Source organism: Nocardia coffeae (genome assembly GCF_019890715.1).
GTDB lineage: Bacteria > Actinomycetota > Actinomycetes > Mycobacteriales > Mycobacteriaceae > Nocardia > Nocardia jiangxiensis.
Genome location: NZ_JAINZY010000006.1, coordinates 154,398 through 166,632 on the forward strand (window position 1 = coordinate 154,398; position 12,235 = coordinate 166,632).

12 protein-coding genes are annotated in these 12,235 nt (G+C 67.6%); 6 read left to right on the top strand and 6 right to left on the bottom strand.

Translation table 11 applies throughout. From position 1 onward, the window contains the following. Positions 1–27: 27 nt before the first annotated feature. Positions 28–1,221 carry a DUF5005 domain-containing protein gene (locus K7711_RS22760; protein WP_222971468.1) on the bottom strand — a complete coding sequence of 398 codons (1,194 nt, stop codon included), beginning with the start codon at positions 1,219–1,221 and terminating at the stop codon, positions 28–30. Positions 1,222–1,486: 265 nt separating this feature from the next. Between K7711_RS22760 and K7711_RS22765 the strand changes: the two genes are divergently transcribed. Further along, on the top strand, positions 1,487–2,380 hold the full coding sequence (locus tag K7711_RS22765; RefSeq protein WP_222971469.1) for an alpha/beta fold hydrolase: 894 nt from the start codon (positions 1,487–1,489) through the stop codon (positions 2,378–2,380). 151 nt (positions 2,381–2,531) lie between these two features. Beyond that, positions 2,532–3,218: an arsenate reductase/protein-tyrosine-phosphatase family protein gene (locus K7711_RS22770; RefSeq protein WP_222971470.1), complete on the top strand. Its 687-nt coding sequence runs from the start codon at positions 2,532–2,534 to the stop codon at positions 3,216–3,218. A gap of 57 nt (positions 3,219–3,275) precedes the next feature. On the opposite strand, the gene K7711_RS22775 is transcribed toward K7711_RS22770, so the two are convergent. Beyond that, on the bottom strand, positions 3,276–3,455 hold the full coding sequence (locus K7711_RS22775) for a hypothetical protein (protein ID WP_040830491.1): 180 nt from the start codon (positions 3,453–3,455) through the stop codon (positions 3,276–3,278). Positions 3,456–3,473: 18 nt separating this feature from the next. Here K7711_RS22775 and K7711_RS22780 point away from each other — a divergent pair, with 18 nt between their 5' ends. From K7711_RS22780 to K7711_RS22790, 3 genes are all read left to right on the top strand, one after another. Beyond that, positions 3,474–4,133, top strand: a complete 660-nt coding sequence (locus tag K7711_RS22780; RefSeq protein ID WP_222971471.1) for a hypothetical protein — start codon at positions 3,474–3,476, stop codon at positions 4,131–4,133. Continuing rightward, entirely contained in the window at positions 4,133–4,927 is a 795-nt protein-coding gene (locus tag K7711_RS22785) for an aminoglycoside adenylyltransferase domain-containing protein (RefSeq protein WP_222971472.1), read from the top strand. Before K7711_RS22780 ends, K7711_RS22785 begins: the two co-directional genes overlap by 1 nt. An 84-nt stretch (positions 4,928–5,011) precedes the next feature. Continuing rightward, on the top strand, positions 5,012–6,169 hold the full coding sequence (locus K7711_RS22790) for an alkaline phosphatase family protein (RefSeq protein WP_222971473.1): 1,158 nt from the start codon (positions 5,012–5,014) through the stop codon (positions 6,167–6,169). A gap of 25 nt (positions 6,170–6,194) precedes the next feature. Here the strand turns inward: K7711_RS22790 and K7711_RS22795 are convergent, their stop codons facing one another. From K7711_RS22795 to K7711_RS22805, 3 genes are all read right to left on the bottom strand, one after another. After that, entirely contained in the window at positions 6,195–7,457 is a 1,263-nt protein-coding gene (locus tag K7711_RS22795) for a styrene monooxygenase/indole monooxygenase family protein (protein WP_222971474.1), read from the bottom strand. Positions 7,458–7,679: 222 nt separating this feature from the next. Continuing rightward, complete coding sequence (locus K7711_RS22800) at positions 7,680–9,092, bottom strand: MFS transporter (protein WP_222971475.1); 1,413 nt, start codon at positions 9,090–9,092, stop codon at positions 7,680–7,682. Between the two features lie 51 nt (positions 9,093–9,143). Next, entirely contained in the window at positions 9,144–9,581 is a 438-nt protein-coding gene (locus tag K7711_RS22805; RefSeq protein WP_308014897.1) for a MarR family winged helix-turn-helix transcriptional regulator, read from the bottom strand. Between the two features lie 124 nt (positions 9,582–9,705). On the opposite strand from K7711_RS22805, the gene K7711_RS22810 reads away from it, so the two are divergent. Further along, entirely contained in the window at positions 9,706–10,491 is a 786-nt protein-coding gene (locus K7711_RS22810; RefSeq protein WP_222971476.1) for an acyl-CoA thioesterase domain-containing protein, read from the top strand. Positions 10,492–10,494: 3 nt separating this feature from the next. Here the strand turns inward: K7711_RS22810 and K7711_RS22815 are convergent, their stop codons facing one another. After that, complete coding sequence (locus tag K7711_RS22815) at positions 10,495–12,117, bottom strand: class I adenylate-forming enzyme family protein (RefSeq protein ID WP_222971477.1); 1,623 nt, start codon at positions 12,115–12,117, stop codon at positions 10,495–10,497. Positions 12,118–12,235 lie beyond the last annotated feature (118 nt).

Genomic DNA, 12,235 nt, shown 5'->3' on the forward strand with positions numbered 1-12,235 from the left:
TATGTTGCAGCACTGTAGCTTACGGGGTCATCGGCAGGCTTCCCGCGCAGGCCGAGCCGAGGCGCTGCCCGCGTCGTCGAGTGTCACCACGATGAATCGGGGGCGGTAGATGCTCGCGTGGCGGTACACCTCGCTGCCGGGGGCGGTGTTCAGGCTGTTGACGTTGTAGGAGACGACAAGTCTTGTGGGGGTGGAGAATTCGGGGTGGACATGGGCGTTGTAGGCGTAGACGGCAGGATCGTGGTACGAGCCTGACCCGCCCGCCTCCGGTGTCAGGTAGAGCGTGACGGCGGGGCCGAACGGGCCCATCGGGGTCGGGGCGTAGCGGGCGGTGATTCGATTGCCGAGTGCGCCGTCCTGCATGGTGACCAGCTGATAAGCATTCGCCCGGAGGCGGTGGACGGAGAATTCGGCGGAGACCCCGTCGGCGATCCGCGTCGAATCGGATTCGGAACTCGACCATCCTCGGCCGGTCCAGTACGAGAAACGCTGCCGCAGATCGGTTCCCGCGATGCGTGCGATGTGGAGGTGCTTGCGGCCCGCGACCGGTTCGATGCCGTAGACGTACGTCCACGCACCCTCGGGCTGCACCCACTGCCCCCACTGGATGCCGCGCGAGCGGGGCCACGGTGTGATCGACGCGGGTTCGTGCAGGTCGTCCGGGTTCAGGCGGGCCAGCGCCGAGCCGACGAAGGTGACATCGAGCGAACCCGGTCCGGCAGAGCGCCACTCGGTGAGCGGAATCTGGAGTGCGCCATCGAGATACGTCGCCGCGCCCAGCCAGAACCAATCCGCTGGATTCGGCGGTGAGAGCAGCGAATCCGGTTGCGCCACAGTCCCTCCCACGATGTTTGACAGGTGGCCGTCGGCGTCGCGGACGAGCAGGGAGTTGTGTACGAATCCGGCGTCGGCCGGACGGCTCGGCGGGGTGATGGGCGGCAGGAACGTATCGGAGAACGCGAACACCTCACGGCCGCCGGGCAGCGCGGTCGACCAGGTCGAATCGCCGCCGGTCCAGCCGTGTCCGGAGTCCCCGTACGCGGTGAGGGCGTCATCGAGGCAGGTGAGCGGACGTGCGTTCGCGACGGCGGGTGCGGGATCTCGGGGAGGCGGCCACGGTACGAACAACCCGAGCCCGACGGCCACGACGACAACGAGTGCGAGCAGTCGAACTGCGGCCCACGGCACGTGTGGCCGGGACCCGCGAGCGGATCCGCTCACCGGTCGGAACCCGAAACGTCGGTCGGGTGCGCGATCGTCACTATCGTTCCGGTCGGTTCGGAGGTTGCCAGTGCCCGGCGGCCGAAATTACGGTGTCGGTTAACACAGTTCACTACCTCCCGAATCGAGGCCGAAGATTGTCGAAACCAGTGGCGAGAGTACGGCCGTGCGGGAGGGCCGTGACATCCGGGCAGGACGAGTTCGGCGCTGCGGGGCTCGGAGCGTCGGCGGGCGGCCGCGGTCCAGTGCGTGAGGCGGTCCTATCGTGAGCGCGGCGGCCGGGCGGCGGACCTTCGACCTCGATGACGTCCGTATCCATGCGCTGACCTGGGGCGATCCGACTGCACCGCTGGCGCTGTGCCTGCACGGATATCCGGATACCGCGTGGACGTGGCGGCATCTCGCGCCCCGATTGGCGGACGAGGGGTATTACGCCGTCGCACCGTTCACCCGTGGGTACGGGCCGTCCACGATTCCCCGCAACGGTGACCTCTCGGTCGGCGCACTCGTCGCCGACGCCCTGGACGTGGTCTCGCTCGTGGACTCCGACGACGCGGTCCTGATCGGCCACGACTGGGGTGCGATCACCGCGAACAGCATTGCGGCGATGCATGATTCACCGTTCCGAAGGATCGTCGCGCTGGCCGTGCCGCCGCTGGGCTGCCTCACCCCCGCGCGCGGTCGGCTCGTCGAGCAGATTCCGCAGATCCTGCTGCAGTCCGTGAAGAGCTGGTACGTCATGGTCAATCAGCTTCCGGTGGTGCCGGAGAGGGTGTTCGATCGGATGACCGCACTGCTGTGGCGGACCTGGTCGCCCGGCTACGACGCGAGTGTGGATCTGCGCTACCTGGCCGAATCCGTGCAGGACTCCGCGCAGCGCAGCGCGGTCATCGGCTACTACCGGAGTTTCGCACGGCCCCATCGTCTCTCGGATCGGCACGCCGCCTTCCAGAACTACGTGCTGGCCCCACCGCAGCAGCCGAGTCTGCAACTGCACGGGCTCTCGGACGGATGTATGCGACCACAGCTGTTCGATGCCGTCCGCGGCAGGTTGCCCAGGGGCAGCCGCATCGTGCCGGTGTCCGAGGCCGGGCACTTCCTGCACCTCGAGCAGCCCGAGGTGGTCGGCGATGTGATCTCGGAGTACCTTTCCGGGTGAAAAATTCTCTGCGCTAACTGTTTTCGCAGGGCCCTCGATATCGTGCGGCTTCGTCGAAGGTACGGCCGTTCGTTGCTGGAAGGTTCAACCGGATTCATCATGAGTTCGGTTGCCGCCGCAGCGTGCCGGTGCGATCGTAAATATCGTGGCCATGCCCGAACGGACCCATGGGGCCGGATACGCCGAGATCACTCCGGCCTACCGGTTATTGGACATCGTGCAGAGCACGGCGTTGCGCCGCGCCGAACGACGGCTGTGTTGCGAGTTCACCATTCTGTTCGAGGCCAACACGATTCACGAATACCTCTACGATTCCTACGCCGAACTCGGGACGCAGGCGTCGGTACAGCTGTATCTGCCGGTGCTGGCCGAGCGTTTCGCCCGGCAGCGGCTGTACGCCCGCGCCCGCGTCGAGGGACGGATCGAACACGCCATTCCGGTGGTGCTGTTCCTGTGCACCTTCAATGCCGGGCGTTCGCAGATGGCGTTGGGGTTCTTCGAACGCTACGCGCAGGGACGCGCCCTGGCCTGGTCCGGCGGGTCCGAGCCGAGCGGCGGACTCAATGCGGCGGCGGTCGCGGCGATGGCCGACGCGGGGATCGATATCTCCCACGAATTCCCCAAGAGCTGGACCGACGAGATCATTCGGGCCGCCGACGTCATCGTGACGATGGGCTGCGGGGATATGTGCCCGCTGGTGCCGGGCATCCGGTACGAGGACTGGATCGTGGACGATCCGGCCGGTCTGTCGGTCGCCGAGGTGCTCCCGATTCGTGACGAGATCGGCCGTCGCGTCCGCGATCTGCTGGCGAGCCTGGATCTTCCGGTCGCCTGCTGATCCGGCCGGGGCTCGACACCTGCCCGATGACGTTGCCGGACCGAGATATTCGCCCGCTCAGGTGGTCTGATCCGAACTGTCGCTGCCTGATTCGAGTTCGGCGACTCGCTCGTGCAACCGGCTGCGGATCTGATCGGGTGTGTACGAACGCCGTTTGCGTTCCGCGCGCACGATCACCACTCCCGTCGCGGCGACGCCCGCCGCGCCTGCCAAACCGAGTACCTTCCACCAGCGCATGTGCCTAGGCTACTGGGTATGGCGGAGAAGAGCATCCACCTGGACCGGGCACTCGAGCTCACCAGGACCGGGGATCTGTGGTTGTTCCGGGGGCATTCGGCGGCGGACCGGGCGATTCGGATGACCACGAACAGCCCGGTGAATCACGTCGGCATGGTGATCGCGATGGATGATCTACCGGTGCTGATCTGGCATGCCGAACTGGGCAGGTCGCTGCCGGACATGTGGTCCGGCCACCATCAGCGCGGCGCGCAGCTGCACGATCTGCGGGATGCGGTGCTGGTGTGGGTGAATCGCTACGGCCAGCGCGCCTGGTTGCGTCAGCTGGACCGTCCGGTGTCCGCCGAGATGGAGGATGCCGCGCTGCGCACCGTGGCCCGGCTGGACGGGCTGCCGTTCCCGTCGACCTCGACCCTGGCCGCGCGCTGGTTCGGTGGCCGGTTGGCCCGGGTGCGGGGGAGAAAGCGTGCGGCCCAGCAGGATTCGCCGTCGGGACAGGATCTGCGCAGCGCCTATTGCGCCGAGATCGTGGCCCTGACCTATCAGTCGATGGGGTTGCTGCCCGAGCGACGCGCGAATTGGTATGACCCGGGCCGGTTCTGGAGTGGAGACACCCTGCGGCTGAACGAGGGGTACCACCTCGGCGGCGAGATTCCGATCGACGTTCCGCAGACCTGATGACCGGCCTGCTCGCCGATCCGCAGGCGGTGCCCGTCGAGGTGCGCCCGTATCTGACCGAGCTCGTGCGGCGAACGCGCGAGGTGTGCGGATCGCATCTGGTGAGTGTGTTCGCCGTGGGATCGATTGCGCTGCAGGACTATCGGCACGGCCGCAGCGATATCGATGTCACGGTCGTGGTCGATCCGTCGCTGCCGGGACCGGTGGTGCGGGAGCTGGCGGACTCGCTCACGGACCAGACCTGCCCCGCCACGGGTCTGGAACTGGTCCTGTACGACGCAGACTTCGCCGCTCGGCCGTCGGCTGCGGCGGGATTCCGGTTGAACCTGAATACCGGGCCGCTGTTGCCGTATCAGGCCACCTACGATTCGTCGGGGTCACCGGCGTTCTGGTTCGTCATCGATCGGGCTATCGGGTATCAGTCGGGGCGGTTGCTGTTCGGCAGGCCGGTGCGGGAGGTACTCACCGCGCCGTCGCACGAGGATCAGCTGGCCGCGGTTCTGGACTCGGTGCGCGACCATTCGCGGGGTGCGGGGCATCTGGCCGACAATCGGATCCTCAACGGCTGCCGTGCTGTCGTCTTCTGCCGGACCGGTCGCTGGGTCGCGAAATATGCTGCCGGACAGATCCTCTCGAACTCGGAGCCGGAATTCCGGCCACTCGTGGGCCGTGCGCTGCGCAGTTTCGAACTCCCTCGTGCGGAGGCGTGGGATCTGCCTCCGGACGAGGTGCGGGACTTCCTGGACCGGGTGCGGGAAATAGTCGAGCGAACCGTCCGGAATGCGGACGGCTGACCAGCGCAATGGACGACGGCCCGTACAAGTGCGGGACAAGCCGATACGAGCGCCGGAGCGGCCGATCGGGCAGCATGGACGACGATGCCGTACACACTCGCCGATGTCCTGCCGTCCGTCGCCGCATCCTTCGGGATGGACGTGGCCGCCCCGCTGTGGCTCGTGCCGCATCGTGATGTCGTGGTGCTCCTGATCGATGGTCTGGGCGCCGAGCTGCTGGCGCGACACCGGGATGTGGCGCCCACCCTCGCCGAGCACGTCGCCACCACGCTGACCGCCGGATTTCCCGCGACGACCGCGACCAGTCTCACCAGTCTGGCCGTCGGTGCGCCCTGCGCCACGCACGGCGTCATCGGGTACAGCTTCGCCGTGCCGGACACCGGAGGTCCGCGGCTGCTCAACGCACTGCGCTGGCGGCTCGACACCGCCGTCGGAGACGACGCTCTGCACACCCATCCGCCCGAGACCGTGCAACAGCGGCCCAGCCGGGTGCAGGATCTCGCGGCGCACGGCGTCGAGGTGCACTACGTGATTCCGGGCTATCAGCGCGACTCCGGTCTCACCAGGGCCGCTTTCCGCGCCGCCGGAACGGTGCACCCGGCCGCGACGCTGGACGAGCTGCGCGCTGGAATCCTCGCGGTCGCCGAGCATTCCGGTGTCGAATCCCGGTTCGCCTACGCCTATTTCGCCGACCTCGACGCGACCGGACATCTGCACGGCCCCGGGTCACCGCAGTGGCTGGAGATGCTGCGTCGGGTCGATGCCTGCGTGGCCGGACTGCTCACCGATCTGCCCGGGACGTGCGCACTGCTGATCACCGGCGATCACGGAATGATCCTGGCGGACAACGTCATCGACCTGGACGCCCGGGAACACCTGCACCGCGACGTGCGGCTGATCGGCGGCGAGGCGCGCGTGCGGCACATCTACCTGGACGACCCCGCGGCATTCGCCGATGTGCGGGACCGATGGACCGGTGAATTGTCCACGCACGCACGGGTGGTCGGCCGGGAGCAGGCCCTGGACGAGCACTGGTTCGGCCCGACCCCGCCCGACGAGATCATCACCGCACGCATCGGCGACCTGATCGCGGTCGCACAGGGCGGCACCGTGCTGGTACGTCCGGGCGACGAGCCGCTCGAGTCGACCCTACTGGGACATCACGGGGCCTGGACCGCGCAGGAGCAAGTGGTGCCGCTCATTGCCACCGCCGGTGCGATCTGCGAGCGCACCACGAGCTGAGAGGACAGGACAACAAGCTTGTGTATCAGGCGGTTCGTCCTTTCCCGGTCGGGTCGCCGGCGAGGGCGGAGTGTCGCGCAATCGCCGCTTCGACGCGCGTGGGCGTGGCGAGCATGTCGCCGTTGCGGTGTGGATGACTGAAGTTCTCGGTGAACTCGTCGCACAACGTGCGCAGCTGCGACATGGCCCCGAGCAGCTGCTGCAGGTGCGGCGGCGTCGGCGTCTCGATCATGGTGTTCACCCAGGTGCTCAGGCCGTCGACCCGCTCGCGCCGGCGCAATGCCACCTTCTGCGCGAACCGCTCGTCGATCACCCCGTCCTCGATGATCGCGTCTGCGGCGACCTGCGCCTCGAAGGAGGCCGAGTTCGCGCCTTGTCCCGTCACCGGGTCTACGGTGGCGTGCGCATCGCCGAGAGAAAGCACGACCGTCCCGCCGTCGAGCAGCCGGTAGTCGTTTCGCACCACCGGCCGGACCGCGCCCTGCAGGATGTCGCCGGGACGCATCAGCGCGAAGCGGGACTGCTCGACGCGCTCGAACACCGTCGGATGATGAACCCGCAGCTTCTCGAGCACCAACCGGCGGTAGGCCTCGGGATCGTCGGATTCCTGCTGTGTCATCAGGATTTCGAGATCACCGCCCGGGACATTCTCGAACAGCAGCGCGCTCGCCCATCCATCGAACGTGGTGATCGGCAGGTCCAGCAGTTCGCCGTGTCCGGGGGAGATGCTCATGGTCACGGCCCGCGGATCGGTCTGGTCGACCCCGGCCCAGAACCCCACGGCCAGGTGCCGCTGCGGCTTCGCGTAGGGGGAGACTTCGGGCCGTTCGCCGAAGTACTCGGTGAACGATCGCTTGCCCGCGGCCACCACGATCAGATCGTGGTGACCGGCGAGCTGGTCGAAGTCCTGCGGCTCGACGGTTCGCTGCTCGATTGTGCCACCACGGTTTTCGTACTCGGCCATCAGACGCGGCAGGTAGATGCGGTAGTCCAGGACTCGCGACGGACGCAGGAAATCGCCTCGGAACACCGGCGGACCGTCCGGCACGTTCAGGTGGTGATAGTGCACCTGGTAGCCGAATTCCTGTGCAGGCCAGAAGTTCACACCCATCGCCTCTTCGCGGGCGATGGTCGGGGCATGGTGGGACACGGTGTTCTGCGGGCGAACCGTGGCCACCTGTTCCGCGGTCTGGTTCGTATAGATGCGGGTGTGAATCCCGGCCTGCTGGAGCAGCAATGCGAGGTGCAGCCCCGCGGTACCCGCTCCGATGATCCCGATGTCTGGCATCTCGACTCCTCCGCGCCCCGGTTCCAACGTACCGGCACCGAGTGATTCAGGCCACGTCGTGAACCGGCGCGATGATCCGACCGGTCCGGAGCTGAGCGCGGATTATCTTCCGCGCCAGCAAGATCCACCGTTCGTCCGCCGGTACGGGGTGTCGGTCGGCAACAGGCGGGACAGCGCTGGTGCGTCCGGATGTGGGCCGATGGAATCGACGCCACCGGGACATCACGGCGCCTGGATCGCCGACGAGCAGTTGGTGCCACTCATTACCGCCGCCGGTGCGATCTGCGAGCGCACCACGAGCTGACGCGGCACGAACGCGACGCCGCGGCGCGAAACCTGGAGGCGCAATCCGCTGCGGCGGGCCAGGATTCGCGCGACGACGAGCGCAGCCAGCGCGGACACCGCACCGCAGGCGAACAACCCCATCCGCGGACCGTACCGCTCGGTGACCCAGCCGACGATCGGTCCGCCGATCGGGCTGCCGCCGGTGAACACCATCATGTACAGCGACATCACCCGCCCGCGCATGGACGCCTCGGTGGCCAGCTGGACCATCGAATTGCTGGAGGTGTTGAAGGTCATCCCGATCAGGCCCACGATCGTCAGCCCCGCGGCGAACACCCAGTACTCCGGCGCGAACGCGGTCACCGCCTCGAGGACGCCGAAGCCGACCGCGGTGAGCACGATCATCCGCAGCCGCATCTTCGTGCGCCGGGACGCCAGCAGCGCGCCGACCAGGGATCCGGCCGCGAGGGCGGTGTTGAGCAGACCGTATCGGCCGGCGTCGATGTGGAAGATGTTGTACGCGAAGCCGGACAGCACGGTGGGGAAGTTGAAACCGAACGTTCCGATGAAGCCGACCAGCACGATCGGCCAGATCAGTTCCGGCCGCGACCGCACATAGTGCAGCCCTTCGCGCAGTTGACCTTTCTCCCGTGGCACCCGCGGCATGACGTGCAGTTCGGCGGGACGCATCAGCAGCAGCCCGCCGATCACCGCCGCGAAGGACAGCGCGTTGATCGCGAAGGCCCAGCCGGAGCCGACCGCCGCGATGACCGCACCGGCCACCGCGGGCCCGATCAGCCGGGCGGTCTGGAAATTGGCCGCGTTGAGGCTGACCGCATTGCGCAGCTGGCCGCGGGAGACCATCTCCGAGACGAACGTCTGCCGGGTCGGGTTGTCCACCACCGTGACCATGCCCAACAGCAGAGCCAGCAGATACACGTGCCACACGTGCACGGAGCCGGTCAGCGTGAGGATCGCGAGGATGGCGGCGAGCAGACCCATGGCGGCCTGCGTGAGGATCAGCAGCTGCCGTTTGCGGAAGCGGTCCGCGATCACTCCGCCGTAGAGGCCGAACAGCAGCATCGGCAGGAACTGCATGGCGGTGGTGATGCCGACCGCGAAGGAACTGCCGGTGAGGCTGAGCACCAGCCAGTCCTGCGCGATGCGCTGCATCCAGGTGCCGGTGTTGGAGACCACCTGGCCGAGGAAGAAGTAGCGATAGTTGCGGACTCGCAGGGAGGTGAACATGCCCACCCGGGAGCGGGAGGGCGGGACCAGATCGGTGGCGTCCGGATCGATGTCAGGGGTGTGGTGGGTGAGGTCCTTCGCGTCGCGGTCGCTCGATGTCACGTACTGCCTCTCCGGGTCGCGATGTGTTCGGTCGCGGTACCGGAAGGCATCTCACAGCTGTGCGAGACGTTCCAGCACCGGAGCGGCCGAACGCACCAGCTCCCACTCCTCATCCGTGAGCTCGCCGACCAGGTCCGCCAGCCAGGCGTCCCGCAGTCGACGGCTCTGCTCCAAGATCTCCGCGGCGGGTTCGGTGGCGATGACGAGCACCTGCCGCCGGTCCTGCGGATGTGGTTCGCGCCGCACCAGCCCCTTGTCCTCCAGCAGCGCGATGATTCTGGTCATCGACGGCGGCTGGACGTGTTCCTGACGGGCCAGCTCGCCCGGAGTCGCCGGGCCGGTGCGGGAAAGCGTTGCGAGCACCTGCATCTCGGTCGAGCTCAGGGTGTGCTCGACCCGTTGGTGACGCAGGCGGCGAGCGAGCCGCATGACCGACGCTCGAAGCGTGGTCACCGTGGCGAGATCGCCCTCGGAAGTCCTTCCACCCACGCTTATTAGTTTACCTTATTAGAGCGTCTAAGTTAATTTCGGTCGCGGGTGACGGCGGTCTCGGAACCCGGATCGGGCACGGTCCGTGCTGGGCGTGTTCGGGCCATACGGGAATATGGGACGCATGAGTGATATGCCGGCCCTGTTCAAGGTCGACGACGACGGGCGCTACCTCCCGGAGAAATGGGCGTACGGACGATGGGGAGCGGACATGCTCAACGGTCCGGCGATCTGCGCCGCGGCGGCGCGCTCACTCGAGCGGGAACACGGTCTGGAGGGCTTCGTTCCGGCCCGATTCACCATCGATCTGTTCAAGGCGGCCAAGGGACAGCCGCTCGAGGTGCGAACCGAGGTGGTGCGCGCGGGACGTCGGGTCCACGTCGCGGCGGCCAAGGTGCTCCAGGGTGAGGTCGAGGTCGCCGAGGCTCGGCTGGTGCAGTTGCGCGCCGCGGACACGCCGCCCGGGGACGAATGGCATTCGGAGCATCCGTTCGATCCGCCGCCCGATTCGGGTCTGGACTGGTGGCACGAGAGCGACCACGAATGGTCCACGAGTATGGCCGACCATCAGAACTCCGGACGCAAGAGCCTGTGGATCGTGCCGCTGACAGCGGTCGAGGGTGAGGAACGCAGTCCGTTCGTGCAGGCCGTGACCGCCGCGGAGTCCACGAGCCTGGTGACCAACTGGGGTTCGCAGGGGATCGGGTACATCAATGCGGATCTCACCGTCGCGCTGGATCGGGTTCCGGTCGGGGATCGGATCGGTCTGCGCGCCGAGACGCATCTGACGGCCAACGGTCTGTCGGTCGGTACGGCGACGCTGTTCGATTCGGTGGGGCCGATCGGGACCGGGATGGTGACCGCGGTGTCCAATGCCGCTGCGCAGATCGACTTCTCGGGCGACAAGTAGCCGCTACCGCCCGCGGTTCACCATCCGGGCCGCGGCCTCCCGGGCTGCCGCGCGGTCGGTCTTGCCGCCCGGACCCAGGTGGAGCCGATCGACCGGGACGACGTACTCGGGGAGGTACTCCGCGCTCACGCCTTCGGCGCGGAGCCAACTCGCCAGAGTGTCGGTGGTCAGGTCGGTGTCGGCGGTGAGAACGACCACGGCGCAGACGCGTTCGCCGAAGATCGGGTCGGGCACGCCCACGACGGCGACGTCGGACACTGCCGGGTGCGCGCGCACGAGGTGCTCGATCTCCACGATCGAGATGTTCTTCCCGCCGCGGATGACGAAATCCGCTGTGCGGCCGACCACTCGGACCCGGTCGGTGTCGTCGACCTCCACGATGTCGCCCAGCAGCATCCAGCCGTCCGCGGTGAACAGCTCCGCATTCGCGGCCGGATCGTCCCAGTAGCCGGGGGAGATGAGCGGTCCGCGCACCGCCGGTTGGCCGCGGCGCGGTCTGCCGGTGGCGTCCGCGCCGGTGTCGTCGAGGATTCGAACGGTCATCGAGGGCAGGATTCGACCGCAGGTGCGCAGGCGGGTGTCCACATCGTCGTCCAGGGTGGTGCGGCTGACCGCCCCGGACTCGTTGGACCCGTAGAACTGGAGAACGCTTGCGCCCGTGCGCTGTTCGAAGGCGACGGCGTCGTCGTAGGGGACCGGCTCGCCTCCGGTATAGAGGACGCGCAGGCTGGACAGGTCGTGCCGACCGGCGTCTTCGGAGCGCAGCAGCATTTTGAATTGCGTACTGACGCAGCACAATACGGTGGCTCGTTCGCGCTCGACCAGCAGAGCGGTTCCGGCCGCGTCGAACCGCGCGGTGAGTACGACCGGGATGCCCAGCAGCGCGGGCAGGAAGTGCGCCGACCAGAGGCCGAAGCCGTAGGGCGCCGGGACGACCGAGCAGATCACGTCATCGGGGCCGATTCGCCCGCCCGACATGGCTTCCCGGGCGAAGGCGACCCAGCGGCGTTCGGTGTGGGTGACGACCTTCGGCAGTCCGGTCGTGCCCGAGGTCGAGTTGAGGATGGTGATGTCCGAGGTCGTGAAAGGTTCGGTGGCTTCGGAGGCGGCTTCCTCGGCGAGCTGGTGCCGGGTGACGCGGCACGAATCCTCGTCCAGAACAACGACATTCGACGGCGCGATGCCGTATTCGCGCAATTCGGCCAGGAGTTCGCGCCACGAACGTCCGCTAATCGACTCGACGGTGACCAGAGTCGAGGCTGCTGTCCGGGCCATGATGTGTGCGATTTCGCGCAGCCCGGAACGGATGGCGATCGCCGCCGCGACCCGGTTCGCCCGATAGGCCCCACACAGTGCGGCATGGACCACGCCGGTGTCGGGCAGCAGCAGGGCCACGCGAGAGCGGGGTGCACCGGCACGGCGTAGTTGTGTCGCGATGTCCTCGGCGAACCGGTCGTACTCGCGCCAGGTCATCGATCGTTCGGCGGTCACGAACGCCGCGGCGTCGGGGATCTGCCGAGACCAGGTCTGTACGAGTTCGTCGACGGACAGATCCGCGTACAGCTCCGGCGTGCTCGCGAATCCACCCGGGCGGAGCGAATCTCGCCGCACTTCGCCGTCGGTCATCACGGTCACCTCACTTCGTCGGCATCACCCGCCACCTCCGAGCATGCCGGGCGCTGCGGCCGTTCGGATACCGAACGGTTGCCGTCAGCACGATACCGCCGTCCCCGCTGCGCTCCCG